Genomic DNA, 26310 nt, shown 5'->3' with positions numbered 1-26310 from the left:
TTTTCTCCTAGTATTTTGAACTTTTCTCATAAATTCTTTGAATATGAACAATCAAATACAACTTTTCCTCATCCGATATTTTCCATTGAAAATCTTGTTTCAACTGTTCATCTATTTCTTTTACTACTGCAAATGATTCCGGATATTCGGATATTAATTCATCCTTTACTTTTTTAGTAATATCCGATGAGCGAAATTTTTCTCCCTGCTCTAATCTCCTGAAAAGATATTGCAAATGAATCATAAAACGCTCATATTCATCATTATTACTAGCTAATCGATAAATATTATGTTGATCAAGGATCACCTGAACTATATGCAGCATTTCTTCAATGTTGATCATATTTTTTGGTTGATTAAACTGCTTTTTTTCAGGAATCTTTGCATTAATTAAATGCAACATAATATTTTTTCTTTCTGATACCGGCAAATTAATTTTTAGATCCCGTTCAATTATTTTTACGCTTTCTTGTGCAATTTTATTTTCCAGAGGATATTCATCTTTAATATCAGGAATTTGACTTGCTTGATAAGTATTATCCAAGATTCGACGATATACTCCTAAAATATGCTCGCTCAACGACAAGTAAAAATAATCAAATAATTCATAGTGATACTTTCTATGTGCGTGATCAACGACATGCATAGTAGTTACAGCAATATCTACTGGTGTATTCTTTAATAATGAGAAAATAGTCCGTTTTGTTGCACTATTTTCAAGATAAAAAATATTTTCAACTTTACTCGTATCTATCTCCTTTCCTTCAGTTTTTTTAAAAGCAATTCCGTTTCCGACTACAACTGCTTCACGATTATTGCCTAGCTCAACCAAAGCTGAATTATTATTAAACACGCGCTTGATCAACAACAATTCTCCCCACCTCCTTAAAAAAGGATAAAAAAAGACTACTGAATAAACTCCACTAACGTATTGCTAGTTAGAGTTATTCAGTAGTCTCGCCTAATCCAATAGTAACAATCTACTTTTTCAATCTCTTACTGATTGTTATCATATCAGGTTCAATTAATATATGCAAGCGTTTTCCTACATTTTTATTTTTCTGGATGACGGCTATTAAACATCCCATAAAGTAAAACACCAGTTGCTACACTAGCATTTAGCGATTGAACATGTCCAACCATCGGGATCGTTAAAGTTTGATCCATTTGCTTTAAAAGAAGAGGTGAAATTCCTTTACCTTCATTGCCGATTACAAGTACAGTCTTACCATTAGCATTCCACTTACGGTAATCTTCACCTTTCATGGCAGTACCAAAAATCCAGTAGCCGCGCTTTTTAAGCATTTTAGTAGTTTGTACTAAATTATTAACTCGAGCAACTGGAACATAGTCAATAGCACCAGTTGAAGTCTTAGCAACAACAGAAGTTAAGCCAGTTGCTCTTCTTTTTGGAATAATTACTGCATCAACGCCTGTTGCATCACAAGTTCTTAAGATTGAACCCAAATTATGAGGATCTTCAATTGAATCAAGCATTAAAATAAAGGGATCTTTCCCATCTTGGTCAAATTTATCAAGAAGCTTATCTAAATCCGCATATTCAAATGGAGCGACTGTTAAAACTAATCCTTGATGGTTTTCATGATTAACCATTTGATCCAATTTATTTTTCGGAGCATTCTGCACAACTAAATTCTTTTTACGTGCTAATTGATAAACTTGATTAGCAAATTCTTCTTGAACGCCATTTTGTAAAAAAACTTTATTAATTAAGTTAGCATCTTGCGTCTTTAAGAAGTCGATTCCTGCATGACGTCCATACACAAACTCATCATTATTCGAACTCATAGTTGTCTAATCCTCCCTGTTCTACTTGGTCAATGCACCAATTTGCTAGCTCATCAACACGCTCTTTTTTGCCTAATAAATCTAAATAGCCAAACATTGCTTCAAAACCAGTTGATAACTTATAAGTATTGATCGAAGTATTTTTAGCGTGGGTATGACTTTTAGCATTTCTTCCACGCTTAAAGGCTGCTAATTCATTTTCATCAAGCATATTTAAGTCTTGCATCTTTGTAATCAAAGCAGCTTGAGCTTTAGCTGAAACATAGTGCGTTGCATATCTTTGAAGCATTTGTGGTTTCACAATACCGCCTTTCACAAGGTGGCGTCTAATATAAACTTCATACACTCCATCACCTAAATAAGCTAGGGTAAGCGGTCCTAAGGCATCTGGATTAGTCTTTTTTTCTGTCAAAACCTTTGGCTTAAGCACGGTGCCACCTCGTTCCTTGTGGGGTATCTTCAATTACAATGCCTTTTGCTTGTAGTTCATCTCTTAAACGATCACTTTCAGCCCAGTTTTTATTTTTACGAGCTTCATCACGTTTAGCAACCATAGCTTCGATCTCGTCTTCGTCATCAGCCTGCTTTTCATTAAAGCTAACACCAAAAATTTCAAGCCAATCAAGCAACAATTTCTTGGCCTTTTTTAAAGCAGGTTTATCCACTTGATCTTTTTGAAGATGCGTATTTAGGTTTGAAGCTAGGTCATACATAATGCTCAAAGCATTTTGAACATTAAAATCGTCATCCATTGCTTCAATAAACTCAGCCTTTGCCTGCGTTAAATTATCCCTTAAAGTATTATCTTCAAGAGGTTCTTGCTCATCTGCTAAGCGAGCATCAAGATTACGCAAGGTATTTTGATAACGTTTAAGAACAGTCTCTGCTTGTTTTAAACCGTCTTCAGAATAATTAATTGGACGACGATATTGAACACTAGACATATAGAAACGTAAAACTTGTGGATCAATTTCCTTTAAAATATCATGCACAGTTACAAAATTATGTAGCGACTTTGACATTTTTTCTTGTTTTTTACCCACAGTTACAAAACCGTTGTGCATCCAATAATTAACAAATTTCTTACCAGTTTTAGCTTCACTTTGAGCGATTTCATTTTCATGATGTGGAAATTCTAAGTCTTGACCACCGCCGTGAATATCAATCGTCTCACCGAGATACTTAGTTGACATTACTGAACACTCAATATGCCAACCTGGACGCCCCTTTCCCCATGGAGAATCCCAAGCAATTTCATCGTCTTCTTTTTGAGCCTTCCATAAGGCAAAATCAATTGGATCCTCCTTCTTATTTTGTTCTTCTTCATTAATATGTTCAGAAGCACCTTCTTCAAGTTCAGCAATATTTTGATCGCTTAATTGACCGTAGTGAGGGAACTTTTTAGCACGATAATAAACATCCCCGTCAACTTCATAAGCAAAGCCCTTATCAATTAGATCTTGAACAAAATCAATAATTTCTTTAATTTCATGAGTGGCTCTAGGATGAAGAGTAGCTGGCTCAATATTTAATGCCTCTGTATCCTCCATAAAAGCCTTAATATAGCGGTTAGCCAGTTCACCCACAGTTGTATGTTCTTTGCGGGCTTCATTAATCATCTTATCGTCAACATCTGTAAAGTTAGAAACATATTTCACATCATAGCCGCGATATTCAAAATATCTACGAATTGTATCGAATGCAATCACGCTACGGGCATTTCCAATATGAATATAGTTATAAACAGTTGGTCCACAGACATACATGCTTACTTTACCAGCTACTAATGGCTTAAACTCTTCTTTTTGCCGAGTTAAAGTATTAAAGACCTTCATGATCATCCTTCTTTCACTTAAGACATTTATTTCCTAGTATATTCTAACAAAAAAAGCTACGCTTTCACGTAGCTTTAACTTTATCAGAAATAATTAAAGACCTAAATCGCTTAATTGCTTCAAAGTTAAATCAATGTGCTTGTTAACTTTTTCTTTACCCATTAATTCAATAGCTTCACCGATACCAGGTCCAACCATTGAACGAGTAGCAGCAATTCGAATTGGCATAAATAATTTTCTACCCTTAACGCCAGTTTCATGACGAGTAGCTTGAATTGCGTTCATTACTTGAACAGCAGTAAAGCGAGGAATTGCATTTAATTGTTTCTTGAATTCTTCAATTACAGGACGAGCGTCGTCTTTCTTAATCTCTTCGATTTCTGCATCAGATAATTCTGGAGCTTCTTCAAAGAAGATCTTAGTAATATCAACAATCTGCTTAGTGTAAGACATTTGAACAGCGTAAATATTTACCAATTGACGAACCCATTCCATCTTTTCAGGTGAAATTTCTTTGCCAACCAATCCTGCTTCTTGTAAGTTGTTCAAAGCAAGATCTAATAAAACATCACGATCGGCTTTCTTAACGTATTGGTTATTAATCCATTCAAGCTTCTTTTGATCAAAAGCAGCTGGTGACTTAGATAAACGCTTAGGATCAAATGACTTAATTAGTTCTCTTTGTGAGAAAATTTCGCTTTCACCTACAGGTGACCAACCAAGCAAAGTAATAAAGTTAAACATTGCTTCTGGCAAGTAACCAAGGTCACGATATTGTTCAATAAATTGAAGAACTGATTCGTCACGCTTAGAAAGCTTCTTACCAGTTTCAGAGTTAATGATCAAAGTCATATGACCAAACTTAGGTGGTTCCCAGCCAAGTGCTTCATAAACTACTAATTGCTTAGGAGTATTAGCTACGTGGTCGTCTCCTCTAAGAACGTGAGTAATTTCCATTAAGTGGTCATCAATTACAACTGCGAAGTTATAAGTTGGCATACCATCACGTTTTTGGATAACAAAGTCGCCACCAATAGTATCAGATTCAAATGATACTTTACCCTTAACCATATCATCCCAAGCATAAGTTCTATTTTCGGGAATGTGAATACGAACAACTGGCTTTAAGCCTTTTGCTTCTGCATCTGCTTGAGCTTGCTTAATTTCATCAGCGGTCATACCTTCGTATTCATAAGTGTAGTGAGGAGCAATTCCCATTGCACGTTGTTCTTCACGTTGTGCTTCTAGTTCTTCCTCAGTCTTGTATGAATAGTAAGCCTTACCTTCATCAATTAATTGCTTAATGTATTTATTGTAAATATCTTTACGCTCTGATTGGCGGTAAGGGCCAAAGTCGCCGCCCTTATCAGGACCTTCATCCCAGTCAATACCTAACCAGTGCAAGTTCTCCATTTGGGACTTAGAACCGCCTTCAACATTACGTTTTTGGTCAGTATCTTCAATTCTTAAGACCATAGTCCCTTTATTATGACGTGCAAATAAATAGTTAAATAATGCAGTACGTGCGTTACCAATATGCAAGTGACCTGTTGGACTTGGTGCGTAACGAACACGGATTTTTTGTTTTGCCAAAATTAAAGCGCCTCTTTCAAAATTTATTAAAATTCATCCATTTAAGTGTAACTTTTAACGAGCAAAAGTTCAATCTATCTTCTAATTAAAAACCAGTTTTAAAGCTTGCGGCAAACTTGCTACACCAATTACTTCAATCTCAGAATTATTCTTAAGCTCAGTAGTTAAATTATGTTTTGGAATAAAAATTCGCTTAAAGCCTACTTTAGCAGCTTCTTTAACTCTAGCTTCAATTTGATTAACTCTTCTAATTTCACCGGTTAAGCCAACTTCGCCTACAAAACAATCAGTAGAAGAAATTTCTTTATTTTTATAACTAGAAGCTACAGCCATACAAATTGCCAAGTCAATCGCTGGCTCATTTAATTTAATTCCACCTGTTGCCGTTAAAAATGCATCTTGATTTTGTAACATTAAGTTACCACGTTTTTCTAAAACCGCTAATAATAAGGCTACACGATTGAAATCTAACCCCGAAGTAGTTCTTTTAGCATAGCCAAAGGCAGTTGGAGTTACCAAAGCTTGAATATCGGCTAGAAGTGGCCTTGTTCCTTCAAGCGAAACGACAACTGCTGAACCTGTAGAATTTGGTAAACGTTCGTCTAAGAAAATCGCTGAAGGATTATTTACTTCTGTTAGTCCTTCATTTTTCATTTCAAACATACCAATCTCATTAGCTGCACCAAAACGATTTTTGACAGACCTTAAAATTCGATATGAATGGTGGCCATCCCCTTCAAAGTAAAGTACAGTATCAACCATATGTTCCATAATCTTAGGGCCAGCAATTGCACCTTCTTTAGTCACATGTCCAATAACAAAAGTAGTAATCTGATCATTCTTGGCAATCTTCATTAACTCACTCGTAACTTCTCGAACTTGAGAAGCTGATCCAACCATCGAATCAAGAGATGGCTCATTCATTGTTTGGATAGAGTCGATTACCAAAAAATCCGGCTTAATTTCATCAATCTGTTCGCGAATATTCTGCATATTGGTTTCAGGATAAAGCAAAATTCCGCTGTTGCTTACACCTAAACGATCAGCTCGCATCTTTATCTGACTAGCCGACTCTTCTCCTGAAACATATAAAACACTATGCTCTTTAGCTAAAGCACCGGTAATTTGAAGCATCAAAGTTGACTTACCAATTCCAGGATCTCCACCAATTAAAACTAAAGAACCCGGAACTATTCCGCCTCCTAGAACTCGATTTAGTTCTTCAAAAGGAGTTACAATTCTTTTTTCTTTTTCAGCTTTTACTTCATTTAATTTTACTGGATCATTATTTCCAATTTTAGTCATTAAGCGACTAGCAGTTGCCTTAGTTGATACTTTTTTTACTTCTTGCGTCTCTTCTTCAAATTGATTCCAGGCACCGCAATTAGGGCATCTACCTAAATAAGAAGCTGAAATATAACCACAATTGCGGCACTTATAACGTGTTTTAACTTTTGCCATTATTCCTCATTCCTTGTTCCAGAAGAGCCAAATCCGCCAAGACGTTGTCTTTGAACTGGTTCATCATTATCAGCTTTTAGATAAGGCATAAAAATTCCTTGACCGATTCGTTCGCCTTTCTTAATTTTTAGTGGACGAACTCCGTAATTAATCATCTGAAAGTAAATCTCACCTTCATTTTTTTCATTATTATAATAGTCACTATCAATTACTCCAATCCCATTCGGCAAGGTAACATTACGCTTATAAGTGTTCGACGAGCGATTGGCAAGAATCAAAACTTCATCTTCTGGCATATAGGCTTTAATTCCCGTTGGTACTAAAAAAGGCTTTAAAACTTTTTCTGCTAATTCAAGGTCTCGTTCATTCAGCTCATGGCTATTTCTAATTAATCTGAAAATTCTAACAAAATTCATACACCAAATTGATGGTAAAACTATATCTTGCGCACATTCAAAATCATAACCTGCACTGGCAATTGTTTGTCTTTGCGGCAAGTGCAAGCCTGCATTATGATATTTAGATACTATTTCAAAACCACGTTTTTTCATTATTTTCCCCTCTTTTTCCTAGACCTATATTTTACGTTAATTCTCGTAAGATGTCCCTGATTATATATACGAAAAAAATCATTTATTTTTTTAATAAATTTTATGAACCAATATTCTTTTTCTCAATCACTAGACATTTATCTTTAATTTAAGTTAAAATATACTTAAGCTTTTTTTAATTAAGGAGGAAGACTATGAGTAAGGAAATCACAAACGATCTTATTAATGACTTTGAAAATGACTTTAACTCAAGTAAAGCTAACAAAATTGCAGCTCGTGCTGCTCAAGAAAACGGTATTTTCAAGGCTAGTCAAAATTTACAAACTAAGATTGATTTAGATCCAACTTTTTCAATCGAAATTGATACTGGTAAAGTTGCTAACCAAAAACAATCTGGCCGTTGCTGGATGTTCAGTGCTTTAAACACTATGCGTCATTCAATTCAAAAGAACTTCAAAATTAAAGATTTTGAATTATCTCAAAACTACACTAACTTCTGGGATAAATTTGAAAAATCAAACTGGTTCTTTGAAAATGTAATCGCTACTGCTGACAAGGACTTAGGCGATCGTAAAGTTGCTTTCCTATTTGCTACTCCGCAACAAGATGGTGGTCAATGGGATATGCTTTGCGGAATTATTGAAAAATACGGTATTGTTCCTAAGAAAGTTTACCCAGAAACAGCTAATGCAACTAACTCTAGTGCATTAAACGATACCTTGAATACTTTACTTAGAAAAGATGGTCTTGAATTACGTAAGATGGTTCAAGCTGGTAAGAGTGAAGCGGAAGTTCAAGAACGCAAGAATGAAATGCTTCGCGAAGTTTACCGTATTTTAGCAATTTCTCTTGGTGTTCCACCTAAGCAATTTGATTTTGAATATAAAGATGATGATGGTAATTACCACAGAGATGCTGACTTGAGTCCACAAGACTTCTTCAAGAAATATGTTAACTGGGACTTGAGCGAATACATTTCCACAATTAATGCACCAACTAAAGATAAGCCTTTCCATAAGGTATTTTCTGTTGAATACTTAGGAAATGTTGAAGGCGGTCGTCAAGTTCGTCACTTGAATTTACCAGTTGATGAAATGAAGGACTTAATTATCAAACAACTTAAAAATGGTGAAGTTGTTTGGTTTGGTTCAAATGTTGTTAAGGACTCTGAACGCCAAGCCGGTTTACTAGACACCGAATTATACAAGCGTGATGATTTATTTGATGTTAACTTTGATATGTCAAAAGCTGATATGCTTGATTCAGGGGAAAGCATGATGGATCACGCCATGGTTATTACTGGTGTTGACTTAGTAGATGGCAAACCTACTAAGTGGAAGATTGAAAATTCTTGGGGCGAAAAACCAGGATTTAAAGGTTACTTTGTCATGAGTGATAAATGGTTTGATAAATTTGTTTACCAAGCAGTTATCAACAAGAAATACCTTAGCGACGACTTAAAGAAGGCATTTGATGAAGGAAGCAAAGCCCCAATTCAATTACTTCCTTGGGATCCAATGGGCGCTTTAGCTAAAAACTATTAATTTTAACTCTTAAAACAAGCAAAAAACACTTCAACTGTTAAGAATACAGTTTGAAGTGTTTTTTTTTTACCAAATATGTAGCAAGCGAGTAGGGTCAATCTTACTTAAATTGAACTGATGAACATGTTGATGTTCATTTTCTGGAAATTCTTTTACAAAATCAGCTACATTATATAGCCCAGTCGAGTAAGACCAAACTCCTTTTACTTTTCGAATAGGATCTAACATTTCATTTCGAATTGGATAAGCAGAAATTAAGAAATGCTTGTGGTGGAACTTAAATACAAAATATGGAAGTCTAAATTGTTCAATTACCTCATCCTGAGTCTTAGCTAAGGTTATAACATTTCGATAAGTTCCATATTTTCTAGTAAATTCATCATTAAAAGAAAAATAAAAATTAGAAATATGAACATGTGGAAAATCTTCTGGCTTAACCTTATCTGGTATACAAACCACATGTGAATAATGATCTAGGTTCTTTTCCCTTTGGCTCAAAGCTCTTTCCATCCCATTGGGTAAAATCGAATAGGCCCAAGATGGTACTTCTGGATTTGCTTCATATTGTTCATACATCATCTTAATTACATCAGGTTTAACCCAGTCATAGTGCATTCTAGTTTGATTTCTGCGTAGTAAGCTTTCTAAGCTATTATTTTGCATTAAATCAACTACAAATAGTTCGTAGCGATATTTTTCAACCCAAGGACGAAAATGTTCAATTTTATCAGGTGTGATATGTGTGCCATCGACAATGACAGTTTCGCCGTAGGCCATTTTATGCTGGACCAAATTATCAACCATTTGCTCTGTACGCACAGTTACATGACGAGGAATAACTTGGTGCAAATGATCAGTACTTTCTTCATAATAGACCGTCAAATCCGCCAAGAGCAGCCTAATTTCATCACGAGAAATAGCGTAAGGCTGCAAGTGGTGACGAGCAATGAAGGAAGATTTACCTGATCCTGGTGCTCCTCTTAATAAAAATATTTTACGCATTATTTTCTCCTACTCTACAAGAATTTGTTCAAATATACTCGTAAAAAATTTTACCATAAAACCACCTATACAAACTATTAAAAAAGGAGCAGACCGAAAGTCTGCTCGCTTAGTGTAAAATTTCTTTTTTAATAATATGCAAGTCAGAATCAAAAGTATAAACAATTGGTTCTGCATTTGGAACTTCAACCTTCACAATATCCTCATTGCTGATACCCTCAATTTTTTTAATAAGAGCGCGCAAGCTTGAGCCATGAGCTACAATCAATTGATCATGGCCGGACATTAATTCAGGTGCAATATGATCCCAAAAATATGGCATCAATCGTTCTTGAGTTTGATGCAAACTTTCTCCCTGCGGCATTAAGCGCATATCATACTTTTGATATCTGCGGTCTTGAACGGGCTGAGTTAAAAGCGGTGGTACACTATCAAACCCACGTCTCCACTTTAATACTTGTTCTTTACCAAAGATCTTCTTTGAAACATCTTTATTAATACCTCTCAAAGCTCCATAGTGTCTTTCATTTAAGCGCCAAGTTTTAGTAATTGGTAAATAGAGAAAACTACAAACATCCGCAATTATATTTGCAGTCATAATTGCACGCGACAAAACGGAAGTATGAATATGAGTTGGCACAAAGTCAGGAATTTTTGCTACTTTGAGTCCCGCATCTTTTGCTTGTTCAATTCCTTTTTTACTCAATGGCACATCATTCCAGCCAGTATAAACATTGTCCCGATTTGCTATACTCTCGCCGTGTCGAACTAAAACCAACTTAACCAAAATTCTTACCACCTAATCCTAATGCATAAACAGCATAATAATTCCGCCAATTGTAAAAATTGTCCCTAAAATTGCAAAAGAAATAGCGTCTGCTTTACTACCTCTTTTAGTTATCTTCTTTTCTTGATAACGATTATAAGCATAATATAAGTCCCATAAACCAACTACCAAGACAATTAATGCTACCCAAATATTTACTTTCATATTATTTATCGTCCTTATGTACGCTAGTTCCGTTTACCCACTGATCAAGATCTCTAACGCCTTTTTTAAAAGCTTTAACAGAATTTTGATAAACTTTTCCACCATTTTTCTTCAAATAGTCGCCCGCTTGTTGTCCTTTTTCTGTCACATGATCTTTAATGTCAGGCCAATCGTTTTCAGCGAAATCTTTAAATTGATCACTAGCTTTTTGTTGATAATTTTTTAGGCTTGCTTTTAAGTCATCTGTATCGAACTTCATTTTTTTCTCCCTAAAAATAAAAGGCTTTGCCCCTATTTTACCAAATAGCAGCAAAACCAGAATAACTAATCTTCTTTATCTGCAAAAATCATCTTATCATCAATTCCGCGCGTGCATTCTGCTTGCAATGTTACATGATTAATTCCAAGAGATTTTAACTTTTTTGCAATTTCTGTATAGATTTTTTCTAGCTGAACAGCATCTAAGTTCTTATCCACATTAATGTGAGCATCTAGCATTGTCACATTATCTGAATATTGCCAGACATGGACATGGTGAATATTATTCACATGTGGACAAGACAAGACTAACTCATTTACCTTGTTCAAATCGATACTTGGGTTTGTCTCCATCAAAATATTAGCTGCCTTAATTGTTACTTCATATGCTTCTTTGAGTAAAAATACCGACGCAGCGATTGTTAATACTGGATCAATCCAATAAATTTTCCAGATCGAAATAACAATTGCGCCTAAAACTACCGCTACACTCGTAATTGCATCAGAAAGCATATTTAAAAAGGTAGCTTTAGCATTAAGACTAGTCTTAGCCTCTTTCATAACTACAAACATCGAAATGACATTTGCGGCTAGACCGATTAAAGAAACAATCAACATAATTGTCCCTCTAATCGGTTCTGGATGGCTGAAGCGTTGAATCCCTTCAATAAATAAATAGATACTAATTACAATTAAAATAATTCCATTAGTAAAAGCTGCTAAAATTTCGGCCCGATCATAACCAAAGGTTTTGCTAGTATTTCTTTTTCTTTTAGAAATTGAATTAGCTACAAAAGCTAAAACTATCGAACCGACATCACTTAAGTTATGCACAGCATCAGATAGCAAAGCTAACGAGCCAGAAATTGCCCCACCAATAAATTCAGCAATTGTAATAATAATATTTAATAGTGTTACCCAAAAATAGCGTAATGATGATTTATCTTTCATGTTTTTTCTCCATAAATATATCGAATCTGGTATACTTATATGCAGAAAGTATAATATTCCATTTTCGATATATTGTCAATGAGGTTTGGTGATCATAATGAGTTTAAACACATCCCTAGTTAACGAAGCAGCTAAGATATACAAGGTTTTGAGTAATAGCAGACGAATTTCAATTTTATTTTTCTTACGCAATTCTTCTAAAGAAGTCGATGTTTCAACAATTGCAACTACACTTGAATTGGCTCAACCCGTCGTGTCAAAACAATTAGGAATTTTAGAAAAGTACAATCTAGTTAAACATCATAAGCATGGGACACACGTTTTTTACTTTTTAAATGATCCTGATGTCTTATCAATGATCGACGCAATGATTGAGCATGTTGAACATACCGCTAAAGAACATCCCTCTAACCTATACTAAAAAAGATGCAACAAACTAGTTACATCTTATAAATTTGGAATATCAGTATTTTTTACACCATAATTAATAATTCTAAATTTTCCATTATCGTCAATAATTCCTCGAGTAACGCTTCCGTTATCAGGAAATGGAATATCATGGTCACCACTTGCTTGATCCCAATATTTAATACCTAGAGTCTTGATAAAGTCACCATGAGATACTACTAATACTCTTCCTAATCCTTTAGTTTCTTGTGCTAATTGACTAATTGCTTGATCCATGCGATCATCTAGTGCCTCGGCGTCTTCAGCTAAGTGACGGGGATCAGCTTTTTTAGTAGCTTCGCGAAAATCATGAATACCAAGTGTCTGAATAATTTTTACCACATCACTCGTTGGTTTCATGCCACCAGCTTTCGCAACTTTTCTCCAAGTTTCATCAATATCGTCGCCTTCAAAAGTTCCAAAAAATACCTCGCGAAAGGCTGGAAGCTTTTTTATTTTGCCAATTTCTGAAACTTCATTTGTATCTGCAATTAAGTGAACCGTATCAATGGCTCGCTTCAAGTCAGAACTATACATTTTATCAAAGTGAACCTGAGATAAATTAGCAGCAGTTACTTTTAAATCATTAATTCCTTTTACAGTCAATGGAGAATCAGCCCACCCTTGAACTTTATTCAACTGATTAAACATCGTTTCTCCATGTCTTACTAAATAAACTTCAGTAGCCATTTTTTACCCTCTTTCCTTAAATTGTTTCACAAATTTTATTACAATTATCTCAATGTTAACAGAATACTGCGTTATTTCAAGTATTTTAAAAATCAATACTATATTTAGTGTTTCACATATTTTCTACTACAAGATCCTCACCCATTCTTTCATTTTCCTCTCTATATTTATATACGCAATTTTTAGTTATTTTTTTCAATCTTCAAATAAAAAAAGATAAAGTCATTGCGTTAAAATAAGAATGTATAGTAATTACTAAAAAGGAGGACTTTTTTATGACAAAAGTAGCTGTTGTCTTTGCAGACGGTTGTGAAGAAGTTGAAGGCTTAAGTGTCGTTGATGTCTTACGTCGTTTAAATATTGACTGCGACATGGTCGGTCTAGATAAAAAAGAAATTGATGGTGATCATCATATCTTACTTACCTGTGATAAGGTTGTGGATGACTCACTTCTTGATTATGATCTTGTTGCCTTCCCTGGTGGCAGAACTGGCGCTTTGAATTTAAGAAATAATAAAAAGCTTGCAGACTTGATGATTCAAAGAAATAAAGCAGGTAAGTGGGATGCCGCAATGTGTGCAGCTCCAATCGCTTTAGGGCACTACGGTTTACTTGAAGGTGCTAACTATACTTGTTATCCAGGCTTTGAAAAACAAATCGAAGAAGAATGTCCAAATGGTCACTTTAGCACTGACATCACTGTTGTTGACCAAGAACATAAAATTATCACTAGTCGTGGTCCAGCTACTGCTTGGGCATATGCTTACACTATCGCTCGGACACTCGGACATGATACCAGTGACTTAGAGAAAGGTATGCTTTACGACTACTTGGCTAAGAATATTAATGCTAGTCTTTAATTAATAAACTTCACGAAAAAGAGATCAGATTTTAATGTCTGATCTCTTCTTTCGTATATAACAGTTAAAATAAGAAGTTGACTTTTACCCTCATCCCTAAGCTAAAAGTCTGTGTATTACTAGCATGCCTACGGTCTTACTCAGCTCTGCATCTACACTTTAATTACAATTAATTTTCTCTCAGCACTTACTATCTATAGTATAACATCTTTTATTTTAACTTGAAATATTATGTATTAATATAGAATTCTTTTATAAACGAGCTATCTGGTAGCCGTTTCGCAGAAAATGCTCCATCTCTTCTGGTTCACGTCCAGTTAAGCGATGAAAATCGTCTGATGTTTCGCTTAATAGGCCCTTTGCACCACCAGCATACATTGATGCTAATTCTTTTCCATCGCCTTCTTGGGCATAAATTTTAGCAAATTCAGTAATTGTGACTGGTGCATAACCAATTTTATGATCAGTAATTCGCGACATGATGTAGGACAATTCAACCATATTATAGTTTTTATCCATACTTAGTAAATAAGACTGACCTTGGTCACGCATTATAGACTGCATAGCTAGGCATGCAATCGCATGTGCACTATCATTTCGAGTAATAAAAGAAAGTGGTTGTGCACCAACAGGATAAATAATGTTCTTACACTTAATTAATTCTTCAAGATATGGAACTAAAGGATCAGCATAAAGACTATTTTTAACAATACTATATTCGACCTTGGAACTAGCTAGTCGCCTTGGAACATAAGCATAAAATGGTGACATCACAAAGGGATTATTTTCTTGGTCCGCAAAAAAGCTGACAAAAATCAACTTTGCTTTTGCCTTTTTCACAGCTTGCAGTACATTTTCAAATTCTGTGATTCTTCTCTGCAAATCATAAGTAATACTAGGAATATAAATAACCAAATCAACGCCAGAAACTGCTTTTTCAAGTGTATCTAAATCAAAGTAATCTAGTTTAATCTTTTCAACATCTAAGTCGTCAAACTTATTCGCTTTTTTTAAATTGTGAATTCCAACTCGAATATTATTTTCGGGAGTCATAGTTCTAAGCCAACGAGTAACCTTTTCACCTAAGTTACCTGTTGCTCCGGTAATTAAATATTTCATGTAAACAATATAGAACCTTTCTTAGGATAACTTGTCTATATTATTATAGTTCAAAACCTTCACAATTTCTTAAGCGAAGTTTAAAAGTATAGTTCATTAGACTACTTTTTTCTCTCACTTTGCATATATTTTTCATGCAATTCCATTAATTTTGATCTTAACTCACTACTAAAAATAAATTCATTAATTGGTGGATGTCCCCAACGTGGATTACTGTGTAAAATTGACTCAATTCCAATAATTATGTCTAACGGTATAAATATTGTGGTTACTTTACCACTTCTTAACCCTAAAGTGCCATAATCGATATCATACCATATTAAAGTTAAACATTTACCTTTATCTGACAAATAAGGTTCATCAGCAAAACCTTCATAAGTCTTTCCACCTTTTATAGTCACTCGAGTCATTTATCCCAAGCAACTATATTTACGATCCATTATCTCTTCAAAATTGAAAAATCTTGAAAAGAATACTTCACCATTAAATTTATATTTAGTGTATATAATCATTATTATTCCCTATTATTAGTTTTAACTCTCTAAAAACATAATATTTTTATATTGAATAATTACACCTGACAAAAAAAGACACCTCTTTCGAGATGTCTTTTCGATAAAAACGTAATATAAATATTAACGCTTTGAGAATTGTGAAGCTTTGCGGGCTTTCTTCAAACCTGGCTTCTTTCTTTCCTTCATTCTTGGGTCACGAGTTAACATGCCAGCCTTCTTAAGTGGACCACGGAAATCTGGGTCAACTTCAAGAAGTGCACGTGCAATACCTAAACGAATTGCACCAGCTTGTCCTGAGAAACCACCACCGTTAACATTAACTTCAACGTTGTATTGACCTTCAGTTTCAGTTAATGCTAATGGTTGCTTCATATCTTGAACCAAGTTAGGGTATGGAATGTACTTAGTTACGTCTTCTTTGTTAATGGTAATTTGACCGTTACCTGGTACTAAACGTACGCGGGCAACAGAATCTTTACGACGACCAGTTCCAGCGTAAGCTGCTTGTTGTGCCATTATTTAAAACCTCCTAGATTAATTCGTTGATGTCTAATTTTTCAGGCTTTTGTGCTGCGTGTTCGTGGTCTTCACCAGCGTAAACATGCATCTTCATGAATTCTTGGTGACCAAGAGTATTCTTTGGCAACATGCCCTTTACAGATAATTCAACTAATCTTACTGGGTTCTTAGCTAATAATTCACCGGCAGGAGTAGCTCTTAAACCACCACGGTAATCTGAGTGGTGGTAGTAGATCTTATCAGTTGCCTTTTTACCAGTCAACTTTAATTTACCTGCGTTAACAACAATAACATAATCACCAGTATCTACATTTGGTGTATATTGAGGCTTATTCTTACCTCTTAAAATTGATGCTACAGCAGTTGATAAACGACCAAGTGAAACATCAGTCGCATCGATAACATACCACTTACGTTTAATATCACTAGTTTTAGCTAATGGGGTAGTACGCACTTTAAATTCCTCCGTTTTTCTTCTGTTTGACAAACAATAAGTTTCCGGGGCCTATCGTGGACAAACATACGTATACTAATTTACGTCGTTTTGCTCAAAAAGTCAATCTTTTTTAAGGTCTAATCGATATTTTTTAGGAACTTCTTCATAAAAAACATGCTGCAAATATAATCCACTTGCTGGTGCTGTTGTGCGAACTTCTTGTCGATCTTTTGCTGCTAAAACTCTCGGTATATCATCAACTGGACGTTTTTTATTACCAATCTCCAGTAAAGTACCAACTAAAATTCTAACCATGTTATATAAAAATCCATTTCCAATAAAATCAAAAATAATTTTTTTATTATCTGGATCAGAAGTGATATTTACGTAATAAATTGTTCGTACCTTATCAACAATTTGTCCACCACTTGCTGCAAAACTAGTAAAATCATGTTTTCCGATCAAGTCTTTAGCAGCCTTCTGCATCAAATCAATATCTAACGGATATGGATAATGTCCCGTATAAAAACGGTTAAAAGGATCAGTAAAACGATGTTGATCTACAATATAGCGATACCATTTTCCTTTAGTAGAATATTGCACATGAAAATCTGAATTAACAATTTCACTATCAAAAAAAACTGTATCAATTGGCATTAATGCATTTAGAGCAAGCATCATATTTTTAGCTGGAATTTCTTTTCCTGGATAGTCAAAGTGGATAACTTGACCTTTAGCATGAACACCAGCATCAGTTCTTCCAGATCCATGCACCACTACCCGTTTTCCTTTGGTCATCTTTTTTAGTGCTTCTTCAATTACGCCTTGCACAGTCCGCTCCTTAGGCTGAATTTGAAAGCCATGAAAAAGGTGTCCATCATATGCCATTGTCAACTTATATCTCGTAGTCATTATTTAATATGTCCTTGTAAGTAATAAAATCAGCGTCAAGAGGGCAAAATATCCCAGATTAATCCAATCATACTTTGACCATTTTAAAACACGATAGCGCGTCCTTTTTGTCCCTTCTCGATAGCCTCTAGCTTCCATTGCAGTAGCTAAATCAATTGCAATTGTTAAGGAACTAATGAATAAAGGAATTAAAATTGGAATAATTGCATGAATTCTTTTAATTAATCCACCACTATTAAAATCTGCTCCACGTGCCCTCTGAGCGTTCATAATTCTAACAGCCTGATCTAACAAAGTCGGTACAAAACGGAGTGCTATCGACATTACAAGTGCAATCTGGGCTACAGGAACTTTTAAGTAGCCAAGAGGTCTTAGAATCCATTCCATTCCATCTGCAATTTCTAATGAAGTTGTTGTCAGAGTGAGAACGGTAGAAATTAAAATAATCATTACAAAACGAATAAAAATAAAAATAGAGTTTTGAATGCCGTATTCACTAACATTAAAAATTCCCCAATGCCAATAGATTTTTCCACCAGTAGTAAAAAATAGCTGTAAAACTGATGTAAAAAGGATCAGCCAAATTAAAGGCTTCACTCCATCCCAAAATACTTTTGGTTTTAATTTAGTTGCTCCAACAGCAAGTAAAGTAAAAAAAGATAGAAAGAGATAGGATAACCAGTTATTAGCTAGGAAGATAATGACAATAAACAAAAAAGTAGCGATTATTTTCCCTCTTGGATCCATCTTATAGACGACAGAATTCCCAGGAATATATCGACCGATAATAATTTTACTCATTCATTTCCTCCTTTCGCCTTTAATTCATTCGCAATTTTATTTACTAAAGAATCAATAGTTAAAGGCATTTCTGAAAATTGAAAGCCACCCTTTTCTAATTCTCTAGCAAATTTACTAGTAGCAGGCTCATCTAAAAAATGCTCCTTTACCCAGTTAGGATCAGAAAAAACTTCCTTTGGACTTGCATGCTTTATTAAACGACCATGTTCAAGAACCAGCATATCATCTGCATATTGACTGATATCATCCATATTATGCGAGATCAAAATGACAGTATGTCCTTCCTGTTGATAATTTTTAAATATATCAAACATTTGCTTCTGTCCTTCAGGATCTAAGCCAGCAGCTGGTTCATCCAAACATAAAATGTCTGGTTCATAAGCCATTACGCCAGCAATTGCTACTCGGCGCATCTGTCCACCAGAAAGTTCGAAGGGAGATTTATTCATAACTTGCTCAGATAAACCCACTTTTTCTATCCACTCAATAGCTTGTTCTTTAGCCTTTTGCTCCGAAAAGCCAAAATTAAGCGGTCCAAACATGACATCTTTAAGAACTGTTTCTTCAAACAATTGGCTTTCAGGAAACTGGAATACTAAACCAACTTTTTTTCTAATTTCTTTTAAAGACTTGCTAGAAGTGTTAGAAGTTATAGTCTTATCATCAATATTAACTGCTCCACTACTTGGCAATAATAAGCCATCAAAATGCTGCATTAAGGTAGATTTACCACTTCCCGTATGACCAGCAATTGCAACAAATGAGCCACTTTTTATTTTAAAAGATATATCAGCTAATCCTTGAGTCTGAAATGGAGTTTCTGGCGCATAAATATAATCTACATTTTTGAATTCAATTGACACAAATAGTTCACCAACTTTTCCTCAGTATTGACTTCTTGCGGGATACCTATTCCTTCATTTATTAGCTTATTTTTTATTTTATAAAATAAAGGAAGATCTAACCCCGCGCTTCTAATAAGAGAATCATCTTTAAATATATCTCCAGGCGAACCGCTAGCCAGCAAGCTGCCTTTATTTAAAACTAAAATCTGGTCTGCGTGCACCGCTTCATTAATATCATGCGTAATTGAAAATATTGTTAGCTCATTTTCTTTTTGTAATTTTTTTATAAGCCTAAGAATTTTTGACTTTCCTGCTGGGTCAAGCATACTCGTTGATTCATCTAGAATTATCAATTTCGGACCAATTGCTAAAATTCCTGCAATAGCAACTCTTTGCTTTTGACCACCAGAAAGATATTGGGGTTCACTTTCTTGAAAAGCTATCATTTCTACTTGATTAAGTACATCCTGAACAATGCTTTTCATTTTGGTACGAGGGACTTGACGGTTCTCTAAACCAAAAGCTACATCATCTTCAACCGTAGCTCCCACAAACTGATTATCAGGATTTTGAAATACAATTCCCACACGATCTCTAATATCCCACATAGTTTTTTCAGTTAGAGTTATACCATCGATATTGATCAAAGTATTAGGATTATCATCTGGTAAAAGAATACCATTCAATAAACGAGCAATAGTTGATTTTCCACTTCCGTTATGACCAACCAAAGTGGTCCAAGTACCTTTAGGAATTGAAAAACTAACATCTTTTACTGCAGGTTCCTCACTGTCTTTATAAGTAAAAGAAAGATGCTCGACGGTTACTATATTGTCTTTCATAAATATCACTTTCTCTTTTTCAAATATGTCATTGTATCAATTATAAAAAAAGAGCAAAAAAAAATCATCCACAAAGAGGGATGATTTAACATCTAAGCTAGACTAGGCAAAAGCCACCATCATCACGCTTATTCTCGCTTTTGTGAAAGATTTATAAAATAATATTATATTTTGCGCAATTAAACTAATTCAATGATTACCATTGGAGCAGCATCACCCTTACGTGGGTTAGCTAACTTGTACATTCTAGTGTAACCACCATTACGGTCTTTGTAACGAGGTGCAATGTCACTGAAAAGTTTTTGAAGTGCTGATTTTACAACAACTGCATCTTTTTCTTCATGAATATCAGCAATTTCATTACGAACAAAAGCAGCAGCCTTTCTTCTAGCACTTAAATCACCGCGTTTACCCAAAGTAATCATCTTTTCGGTAGTTTTACGGATTTCTTTAGCACGGGTTTCAGTAGTAACAATGCGTTCGTTCATGATCAATTGGGTAGTCATTTCTCTAAGCATTGCTTTTCTATGTGCACTATCGCGACCTAATTTACGGTATGCCATGAGTTTTCCCTCCTTATTTTTCCAACTTAGTCATCTTGACGAAGTGATAGACCAAGTTCGGCAAGTTTATTCTTTACTTCTTCTAATGACTTACGTCCTAAGTTACGTACGCGCATCATATCTGCTTCAGATTTATCAGTTAATTCTTGAACAGTATTAATTCCTGCACGTTTCAAGCAGTTATATGAACGAACAGATAAGTCAAGCTCTTCGATCGTCATCTCAAGCTTTTTCTCATTCTTATCGTCCTCTTTTTCTACCATTACATCATCAAACTGCGCATCCATATCAGTAGACATAAATACTTTGAAGTGTTCTACAAGAATCTTCGCAGCGAAACTAAGGGCATCATTAGGTGTGATTGAACCATCAGTCCAAATTTCTAAAGTTAATTTGTCATAATCGTCTCTTTTACCAACACGAGCACTTTCAACTTGGTAGTTAACTTTTTTGATTGGTGAAAAGAGTGAATCAACGGGGATGACGCCAATAGGCATGTCATCAGTCTTGTTTTCACTTGCGGGAACATAACCACGACCATTCTTGATCGCAACGTTCATATGCAAATGGCCACCATCAGCAATACTACAAATATATTGATCTGGATTTAAGACCTCAATATCAGAGTCGACCTTTAAGTCAGCAGCAGTTACGATTGCTGGACCAGTTACATCGATTTCGGCAATTTTTTCTTCATCTGAGAGTGACTTTAACTCTAGTTTCTTCAAATTAAGAATAATTTTTGTGACGTCTTCTCTAACGCCAGGAATTGTTGAAAATTCATGTAACACACCATCAATCTGAATATAAGAAAGTGCCGTACCTGGAATAGAAGTAAGTAAAACTCGACGGAGTGAGTTACCTAAAGTAGTCCCGAAACCGCGTTCCAGTGGTTCGACAACAAACTTACCGTATGCCTCCTCTTGGTCTACTACGGTAATATTTGGTTTTTCAAATTCAATCATTACTGGGCCCCTTTCAAAACGTAATGTCCTGCACGCAGGAATAAACTAGACACGACGACGTTTTGGTGGTCTGGAACCGTTGTGCGGCACTGGAGTAACGTCGCGAATAGCAGTGATTTCAAGACCTGCAGCTTGAAGTGCTCTAATAGCAGCTTCACGACCTGCACCTGGTCCTTTAACTGAAACTTCAACATGCTTCATGCCTTGATCCATTGCAGACTTTGCAGCTGCTTCTGCGGCCATTTGAGCAGCAAATGGTGTAGACTTACGACTACCCTTGAAACCTAAAGCACCAGCGGAAGACCATGCGACTGCGTTACCTTGTACATCAGTAATCATGACCAAGGTATTGTTAAACGTAGAATGAATATGAGCAACGCCGCTTTCAACATGCTTCTTTACACGGCGTTTACGTGCTGTTTTCTTTGCAGCCATTAACTTAACCTCCTATTTAATAAATTATTTTCTCTTTGAACCCTTACGAGTACGAGCATTATTCTTGGTATTTTGTCCACGAACTGGCAATCCACGACGGTGACGAATACCACGGTATGAACCAATTTCAACTAAACGCTTAATGTTAAGACTAACTTCACGACGAAGGTCACCTTCAACACGGTACTTATCTACTTCGCTACGTAATTTTTCTTGATCTTCTGGGGTCAAGTCATTAGTACGAATATCTTCAGAAATACCAGCATCTTTACAAATCTTCTTTGCAGTTGATTCACCAATACCATAGATATAAGTTAATGCGACTACAACTCTTTTATTTCTGGGTAAGTCAACACCAGCAATACGTGCCATTAAATTGCACCTCCTAATAAAAATATATAACTATTAACCTTGACGTTGTTTGTGCTTAGGGTTTGCAGAGCAAATCACCATAACACGACCATGTCTTTTGATAATCTTGCAATGTTCACACATTGGTTTAACAGATGGTCTAACTTTCATGTTTGCCTCCGTAATTACTTAATAAAACGATACGTAATCCTACCCTTGGTTAAATCATATGGTGATAATTCAACTGTTACTCTATCACCAGGTAAAATTCTAATGTAGTGCATTCTAATTTTACCAGAAACGTGAGCTAAAATTGTTGCACCATTTTCTAATTCAACTTTAAACATAGCATTAGGTAAGGTATCAACTACCTTACCTTCAACTTCGATGACATCTTCTTTTGCCAAAATTGTTCCTCCACATGAACAAATAGTCACACTTAGGCATTATAACACGGAATGTAAAAAAAACAATAAGAGACTAATCTTTACTTAAGATTTTGTCAATGTCTTCAAATACTTTTTCCGGAGTTTGTTCACCGTTAACAGTTGAAAGAATTCCTTTTTCTTCATAGAAATCACGAAGAGGAGTATTCATCTTCTTGTTAACTTCTAAGCGATTTTTAACAACTTCTGGCTTGTCATCCTCGCGTTGGAAAAATTCATGTCCTCCGCAACGATCACAAGTACCTTCTACTTTAGTTGGATTTGAAATCTTGTTGTAAGTTGCACCACAATTTTTACAAATGTAGCGTGCTGATAAGCGCTTGATTAAAACATCTTCATCAACATCAATTGCAATTACATTAGTTAACGGCTTTTCTAACCGTTTAGTTATACCTTCAAGAAGTTCAGCTTGAACAGTGGTTCTTGGAAATCCATCTAAGATGAATCCATTCTTAGTGTCAGGTTGCTTAAGACGTTCTTCAACTAACTTAGCAGTAACTTCGTCTGGCACTAAATCGCCTTTATCAATATAACTTTTAGCTTCTAAACCAACTGGAGTTTTATTAGCCATAGCTTCTCTGAACATATCACCTGTAGAAATATGTGCTAAGTGATATTTATCTACAATGCTTTCAGAAGCTGTTCCTTTGCCTGCACCAGGCAATCCTAAAAGAATTAAATTAATCATTTTTATCCTTACTATCTAATAAATCCAACGTATTCGCGCTTCATTAGTAGTCCATCAACTTGACGGGCTAACTCTAAAACAACACCAATAACGATTAAAAGACTTGTTCCGCCAAGTCCAATTGAACTTGGTAAACCAAAAATATTTGTAGCAAGCTGCGGCAGCAAGGCAACAAGTCCTAAAAATACCGCACCTACTGTTGATAATCTAATTAAAATTTTAGATACATACTTTTGTGTATCTTTTCCTGGCCAAACGCTAGGAATGTAGGCTCCTTGCTTTTGCAAGTTCTCAGCCAACTTTTCTGGATTTACTTGAACAAAGGCATAGAAGAAAGTGAACAAAATAATCAAAAGTGTATAAATTAATGCACCTGGTGTAGTTTGTAAACTAAATATTTGATTACAAATCTTAAACCATTGTTCATTTCCATGAGATCTTTGAAAAGCCATCAAAATTGTAGCTGGTGTAATAATAAAGGAACTGGCAAAAATAACTGGAATAACTCCAGAGACGTTAACCTTTAAAGGTAGGAAACTTTCGGAGCCACTTGTTGCTGCCCTACGAGTATACTGGATAGGTACTCGCAAATCAGCCTGTTGAAACCATGTAACAAATTGAGTTACTAGTAAAATGGCAATAATGATCGCGATGAAGAACAAAATCCCCTGCCAACGATCGCTAGCACTATTATTAATAATGAAATCTTTAAATAGTTGATAAATTCCATTAGGAAGACGGGCAATAATACCTGCAAAAATAATTACAGATACACCATTTCCTAAACCTTTATCAGTAATTTCATCACCCAGCCAGGTCAAAAGCATAGTCCCAGCCGTCATAATAATGGCAATCTCAATATAGGTTTGAGGAGTTTGCGTTTTAACTAAACCCATTTCGGTTAAAACGTTAAAGCCAAGAGTAATTCCAAGACTTTGAACAAAAGCAACTACTAAAGTAAGATAGCGTGTTACTTGGTTTGTCTTTCGTCTTCCAACTTCTCCTTGCTTTCCCCACTCAACTAACTTAGGAACAATATCCATTTGGAGTAATTGAATAACAATTTGAGCAGTAATATAAGGTGAAACACCTAGAGAAAAGATTGAATATGTATCTAATCCACCACCACTGACTGTATCCAACATTGGGACTAAACCAGTTTGTGCAACCCGTGTAATAGCTTTTGCATTAACTCCCGGAACTGTTATATTAGCTCCGATTCGATAAAGCAACAGGATAAAGAGTGTAAAAAAGATTTTAGATCTAATATCTTTATCCTTAAAGGCGTTCTTCAAGGTCGAGAACATTAGATCACCTCAACAGTTCCGCCAGCAGCTTCAACAGCTTTTTTAGCAGCTTCTGAGGCTTTATTAACTTTTACAGTCAACTTAACCTTTAATTCACCGTTAGCTAACAACTTAACTCCTGCAAGTTCTTTTTTAACTAAACCTGATGATTTTAATGTATCGATAGTTACTTCGCTACCATCATCAAATCTATTTAAATCATTTAAATTAATAATAGCGTATTCTTTGCGGTTAACGTTCTTGAAACCACGCTTAGGCATTCTTCTGAATAATGGCATTTGACCACCTTCGAAACCTAAACGTGTTTTACCGCCAGTACGAGCTAATTGACCCTTTTGACCACGACCAGCAGTTTTACCGTAACCACTAGAAGTACCACGACCAACACGCTTTCTGTTGCGACGTGAACCTTCATTTGGTTTTAATTCATTAAGCTTCATTAATTGGCACCTCCTTGGATTCTAATTACTTATTAACCTCTTCAACTGAGATCAGGTGAGCAATCTTCAATAAAGCGCCACGAGTTGCAGCGTTGTCTGGAAGAACAACAGTGCTATTTACCTTACCAAGACCAAGAGCTTTAACAATCTTTCTTTGTTTTGGAAGACGGTGTGCGACGCTTTTAATTAAGGTAACTTTTAAATCCATTATTTAATCTCCTTAATCTTCTAAGCTTTTTGCTGACTCACGAAGTTTCAAAACGTCTTCACGAGTCTTTAACTTACTCAAACCGTCCATAGTAGCACGGATAACATTGATTGGTGTATTTGAACCAAGTGATTTAGAAGTAACATCTGAAATACCAGCTAAATCCATGATAATGCGAACAGCACCACCAGCAGCAACACCAGAACCAGCTTCAGCAGGTTTCAACATAATGTTACCAGAACCGTAATGGCCCATAACTTCATGTGGAATAGTAGTACCAACAGTAGGTACCTTAATCATTCTCTTTTTACCAGCTTCAACAGCCTTGCGGATAGCTTCTGGGACTTCTTGAGCCTTACCAGTACCAAAACCTACATGACCTTTTCTATCGCCGACGATTACAACAGCAGCAAATCTCATGCGACGACCACCCTTAACAACCTTGGTGATCCGGTTAATTGCTACTAATTGATCTTCAATATCGTCTTTTTTACGATCTTTACGAGAATCTCTACGAGAATCGTTGCGGTTTGCCATTAGTTAATTCTCCTTTCCTAGAATTCTAATCCGTTTTCACGTGCTGCATCAGCAAGAGCTTGTACACGGCCGTGGTATAAGTAACCACTTCTATCAAATACAACACTCTTAATGTTCTTCTTAGCAGCAGTTTCAGCTAAAGCTTTACCTACTTCAGCAGCTTGTTCCATCTTAGAACCTTCAGCTGAAATATTTTTATCATTTGTTGAGGCACTTGCAAGCGTTACACCCTCTACATCATCAATTAATTGAGCGTAGATGTTTTTGTTTGAACGGAAAACACTTAAGCGTGGGCGCTCAGCAGTACCAGAAATCTTTCCACGAATACGTTTATGACGCTTTAAGCGTAATTTGTTTTTATCTGGTTTAGAAATCACAATTTCACCTCA

36 protein-coding genes are annotated in these 26310 nt (G+C 35.5%); 3 read left to right on the top strand and 33 right to left on the bottom strand.

The genetic code is table 11. From position 1 onward, the window contains the following. Positions 1 to 7: 7 nt before the first annotated feature. The 7 genes from LpgJCM5343_RS01690 to LpgJCM5343_RS01660 form a co-directional block, all read right to left on the bottom strand. A complete protein-coding gene (locus tag LpgJCM5343_RS01690; protein WP_113576184.1) occupies positions 8 to 871 on the bottom strand; it encodes a PRD domain-containing protein in 864 nt (287 codons plus the stop codon). A 182-nt stretch (positions 872 to 1053) separates the two neighbouring features. Beyond that, entirely contained in the window at positions 1054 to 1809 is a 756-nt protein-coding gene (gene rlmB / locus LpgJCM5343_RS01685) for a 23S rRNA (guanosine(2251)-2'-O)-methyltransferase RlmB (protein WP_020807200.1), read from the bottom strand. Continuing rightward, positions 1796 to 2239: a Mini-ribonuclease 3 gene (locus LpgJCM5343_RS01680; RefSeq protein WP_003649429.1), complete on the bottom strand. Its 444-nt coding sequence runs from the start codon at positions 2237 to 2239 to the stop codon at positions 1796 to 1798. Before LpgJCM5343_RS01680 ends, rlmB begins: the two co-directional genes overlap by 14 nt. After that, the gene (gene cysS / locus LpgJCM5343_RS01675; RefSeq protein ID WP_077959411.1) at positions 2232 to 3644 is read right to left on the bottom strand and encodes a cysteine--tRNA ligase; all 1413 of its coding nucleotides are present in this window, start codon (positions 3642 to 3644) and stop codon (positions 2232 to 2234) included. The genes LpgJCM5343_RS01680 and cysS overlap by 8 nt, the downstream gene beginning before the upstream one ends. Positions 3645 to 3737: 93 nt before the next feature. Beyond that, entirely contained in the window at positions 3738 to 5237 is a 1500-nt protein-coding gene (gltX, locus tag LpgJCM5343_RS01670; protein ID WP_003649431.1) for a glutamate--tRNA ligase, read from the bottom strand. Positions 5238 to 5318: 81 nt separating this feature from the next. After that, on the bottom strand, positions 5319 to 6698 hold the full coding sequence (gene radA / locus LpgJCM5343_RS01665; protein ID WP_003649432.1) for a DNA repair protein RadA: 1380 nt from the start codon (positions 6696 to 6698) through the stop codon (positions 5319 to 5321). Continuing rightward, entirely contained in the window at positions 6698 to 7249 is a 552-nt protein-coding gene (locus LpgJCM5343_RS01660) for a dCTP deaminase/dUTPase family protein (RefSeq protein WP_077959410.1), read from the bottom strand. Before LpgJCM5343_RS01660 ends, radA begins: the two co-directional genes overlap by 1 nt. A 194-nt stretch (positions 7250 to 7443) precedes the next feature. Between LpgJCM5343_RS01660 and pepC the strand changes: the two genes are divergently transcribed. Further along, complete coding sequence (gene pepC / locus LpgJCM5343_RS01655; RefSeq protein ID WP_048685634.1) at positions 7444 to 8793, top strand: aminopeptidase C; 1350 nt, start codon at positions 7444 to 7446, stop codon at positions 8791 to 8793. Between the two features lie 66 nt (positions 8794 to 8859). Here the strand turns inward: pepC and LpgJCM5343_RS01650 are convergent, their stop codons facing one another. The 5 genes from LpgJCM5343_RS01650 to LpgJCM5343_RS01630 all read right to left on the bottom strand — a co-directional run bounded on the left by LpgJCM5343_RS01650 (position 8860) and on the right by LpgJCM5343_RS01630 (position 11995). Continuing rightward, on the bottom strand, positions 8860 to 9795 hold the full coding sequence (locus LpgJCM5343_RS01650; protein WP_003649435.1) for an AAA family ATPase: 936 nt from the start codon (positions 9793 to 9795) through the stop codon (positions 8860 to 8862). A gap of 109 nt (positions 9796 to 9904) precedes the next feature. After that, positions 9905 to 10582 (bottom strand): 2,3-bisphosphoglycerate-dependent phosphoglycerate mutase, encoded by a 678-nt coding sequence (locus LpgJCM5343_RS01645; RefSeq protein WP_035430044.1) that lies wholly within the window; start codon positions 10580 to 10582, stop codon positions 9905 to 9907. Between the two features lie 18 nt (positions 10583 to 10600). After that, entirely contained in the window at positions 10601 to 10786 is a 186-nt protein-coding gene (locus tag LpgJCM5343_RS01640) for a hypothetical protein (RefSeq protein ID WP_020807207.1), read from the bottom strand. A gap of 1 nt (position 10787) precedes the next feature. Then, the gene (locus LpgJCM5343_RS01635; protein WP_020807208.1) at positions 10788 to 11045 is read right to left on the bottom strand and encodes a hypothetical protein; all 258 of its coding nucleotides are present in this window, start codon (positions 11043 to 11045) and stop codon (positions 10788 to 10790) included. Between the two features lie 65 nt (positions 11046 to 11110). Beyond that, positions 11111 to 11995 (bottom strand): cation diffusion facilitator family transporter, encoded by an 885-nt coding sequence (locus LpgJCM5343_RS01630; RefSeq protein WP_101890956.1) that lies wholly within the window; start codon positions 11993 to 11995, stop codon positions 11111 to 11113. Between the two features lie 97 nt (positions 11996 to 12092). Here LpgJCM5343_RS01630 and LpgJCM5343_RS01625 point away from each other — a divergent pair, with 97 nt between their 5' ends. Continuing rightward, positions 12093 to 12416, top strand: coding sequence for an ArsR/SmtB family transcription factor (locus tag LpgJCM5343_RS01625; protein ID WP_003649440.1), 324 nt, complete (start codon positions 12093 to 12095; stop codon positions 12414 to 12416). Between the two features lie 26 nt (positions 12417 to 12442). Here the strand turns inward: LpgJCM5343_RS01625 and LpgJCM5343_RS01620 are convergent, their stop codons facing one another. Then, a complete protein-coding gene (locus tag LpgJCM5343_RS01620) occupies positions 12443 to 13132 on the bottom strand; it encodes a histidine phosphatase family protein (RefSeq protein WP_049161383.1) in 690 nt (229 codons plus the stop codon). Between the two features lie 275 nt (positions 13133 to 13407). On the opposite strand from LpgJCM5343_RS01620, the gene LpgJCM5343_RS01615 reads away from it, so the two are divergent. Beyond that, the gene (locus LpgJCM5343_RS01615) at positions 13408 to 13992 is read left to right on the top strand and encodes a DJ-1 family glyoxalase III (protein ID WP_020807212.1); all 585 of its coding nucleotides are present in this window, start codon (positions 13408 to 13410) and stop codon (positions 13990 to 13992) included. A gap of 252 nt (positions 13993 to 14244) precedes the next feature. Here LpgJCM5343_RS01615 and LpgJCM5343_RS01610 read toward each other — a convergent pair whose 3' ends face one another. From LpgJCM5343_RS01610 to rplR, 20 genes are all read right to left on the bottom strand, one after another. After that, the gene (locus LpgJCM5343_RS01610; protein ID WP_101890955.1) at positions 14245 to 15111 is read right to left on the bottom strand and encodes an NmrA family NAD(P)-binding protein; all 867 of its coding nucleotides are present in this window, start codon (positions 15109 to 15111) and stop codon (positions 14245 to 14247) included. Positions 15112 to 15212: 101 nt separating this feature from the next. Continuing rightward, the gene (locus LpgJCM5343_RS01605; RefSeq protein WP_223891588.1) at positions 15213 to 15512 is read right to left on the bottom strand and encodes a hypothetical protein; all 300 of its coding nucleotides are present in this window, start codon (positions 15510 to 15512) and stop codon (positions 15213 to 15215) included. Positions 15513 to 15746: 234 nt separating this feature from the next. Next, entirely contained in the window at positions 15747 to 16142 is a 396-nt protein-coding gene (rpsI, locus tag LpgJCM5343_RS01600; RefSeq protein WP_003647805.1) for a 30S ribosomal protein S9, read from the bottom strand. Positions 16143 to 16155: 13 nt separating this feature from the next. After that, the gene (rplM, locus tag LpgJCM5343_RS01595; protein ID WP_003647806.1) at positions 16156 to 16599 is read right to left on the bottom strand and encodes a 50S ribosomal protein L13; all 444 of its coding nucleotides are present in this window, start codon (positions 16597 to 16599) and stop codon (positions 16156 to 16158) included. Between the two features lie 102 nt (positions 16600 to 16701). Next, entirely contained in the window at positions 16702 to 17493 is a 792-nt protein-coding gene (gene truA, locus LpgJCM5343_RS01590) for a tRNA pseudouridine(38-40) synthase TruA (protein ID WP_077959406.1), read from the bottom strand. A 3-nt stretch (positions 17494 to 17496) separates the two neighbouring features. After that, a complete protein-coding gene (locus tag LpgJCM5343_RS01585; RefSeq protein ID WP_077959405.1) occupies positions 17497 to 18294 on the bottom strand; it encodes an energy-coupling factor transporter transmembrane component T family protein in 798 nt (265 codons plus the stop codon). Continuing rightward, positions 18291 to 19157: an energy-coupling factor transporter ATPase gene (locus tag LpgJCM5343_RS01580; RefSeq protein ID WP_077959404.1), complete on the bottom strand. Its 867-nt coding sequence runs from the start codon at positions 19155 to 19157 to the stop codon at positions 18291 to 18293. Before LpgJCM5343_RS01580 ends, LpgJCM5343_RS01585 begins: the two co-directional genes overlap by 4 nt. Next, positions 19133 to 19981: an energy-coupling factor transporter ATPase gene (locus LpgJCM5343_RS01575; protein WP_077959403.1), complete on the bottom strand. Its 849-nt coding sequence runs from the start codon at positions 19979 to 19981 to the stop codon at positions 19133 to 19135. Before LpgJCM5343_RS01575 ends, LpgJCM5343_RS01580 begins: the two co-directional genes overlap by 25 nt. 179 nt (positions 19982 to 20160) lie before the next feature. Next, on the bottom strand, positions 20161 to 20544 hold the full coding sequence (gene rplQ / locus LpgJCM5343_RS01570) for a 50S ribosomal protein L17 (RefSeq protein WP_003649454.1): 384 nt from the start codon (positions 20542 to 20544) through the stop codon (positions 20161 to 20163). Positions 20545 to 20570: 26 nt separating this feature from the next. Continuing rightward, positions 20571 to 21509: a DNA-directed RNA polymerase subunit alpha gene (locus tag LpgJCM5343_RS01565; RefSeq protein ID WP_003649455.1), complete on the bottom strand. Its 939-nt coding sequence runs from the start codon at positions 21507 to 21509 to the stop codon at positions 20571 to 20573. 45 nt (positions 21510 to 21554) lie between these two features. Next, entirely contained in the window at positions 21555 to 21944 is a 390-nt protein-coding gene (gene rpsK / locus LpgJCM5343_RS01560) for a 30S ribosomal protein S11 (protein WP_003647813.1), read from the bottom strand. 24 nt (positions 21945 to 21968) lie between these two features. Further along, positions 21969 to 22316 (bottom strand): 30S ribosomal protein S13, encoded by a 348-nt coding sequence (gene rpsM / locus LpgJCM5343_RS01555; RefSeq protein WP_003649457.1) that lies wholly within the window; start codon positions 22314 to 22316, stop codon positions 21969 to 21971. Positions 22317 to 22349: 33 nt separating this feature from the next. Beyond that, positions 22350 to 22466 carry a 50S ribosomal protein L36 gene (gene rpmJ, locus LpgJCM5343_RS01550; protein ID WP_003647815.1) on the bottom strand — a complete coding sequence of 39 codons (117 nt, stop codon included), beginning with the start codon at positions 22464 to 22466 and terminating at the stop codon, positions 22350 to 22352. 14 nt (positions 22467 to 22480) lie between these two features. Continuing rightward, positions 22481 to 22702, bottom strand: coding sequence for a translation initiation factor IF-1 (gene infA / locus LpgJCM5343_RS01545; RefSeq protein ID WP_003647816.1), 222 nt, complete (start codon positions 22700 to 22702; stop codon positions 22481 to 22483). Between the two features lie 73 nt (positions 22703 to 22775). Then, positions 22776 to 23429, bottom strand: a complete 654-nt coding sequence (locus LpgJCM5343_RS01540) for an adenylate kinase (RefSeq protein ID WP_077959402.1) — start codon at positions 23427 to 23429, stop codon at positions 22776 to 22778. Positions 23430 to 23440: 11 nt separating this feature from the next. Further along, a complete protein-coding gene (gene secY, locus LpgJCM5343_RS01535) occupies positions 23441 to 24736 on the bottom strand; it encodes a preprotein translocase subunit SecY (RefSeq protein WP_003649458.1) in 1296 nt (431 codons plus the stop codon). Further along, positions 24736 to 25176 (bottom strand): 50S ribosomal protein L15, encoded by a 441-nt coding sequence (rplO, locus tag LpgJCM5343_RS01530; protein WP_003649460.1) that lies wholly within the window; start codon positions 25174 to 25176, stop codon positions 24736 to 24738. Before rplO ends, secY begins: the two co-directional genes overlap by 1 nt. 25 nt (positions 25177 to 25201) lie before the next feature. Next, the gene (gene rpmD / locus LpgJCM5343_RS01525; RefSeq protein ID WP_024273012.1) at positions 25202 to 25387 is read right to left on the bottom strand and encodes a 50S ribosomal protein L30; all 186 of its coding nucleotides are present in this window, start codon (positions 25385 to 25387) and stop codon (positions 25202 to 25204) included. A 9-nt stretch (positions 25388 to 25396) separates the two neighbouring features. After that, positions 25397 to 25921, bottom strand: a complete 525-nt coding sequence (gene rpsE / locus LpgJCM5343_RS01520) for a 30S ribosomal protein S5 (protein ID WP_003647820.1) — start codon at positions 25919 to 25921, stop codon at positions 25397 to 25399. 17 nt (positions 25922 to 25938) lie between these two features. Continuing rightward, complete coding sequence (gene rplR / locus LpgJCM5343_RS01515) at positions 25939 to 26298, bottom strand: 50S ribosomal protein L18 (protein ID WP_003647821.1); 360 nt, start codon at positions 26296 to 26298, stop codon at positions 25939 to 25941. Between the last annotated feature and the right edge of the window lie 12 nt (positions 26299 to 26310).

The sequence above is a fragment of the Lactobacillus paragasseri genome, assembly GCF_003584685.1.
GTDB lineage: Bacteria > Bacillota > Bacilli > Lactobacillales > Lactobacillaceae > Lactobacillus > Lactobacillus paragasseri.
This window is presented reverse-complemented; position numbering and strand designations above follow the sequence as displayed.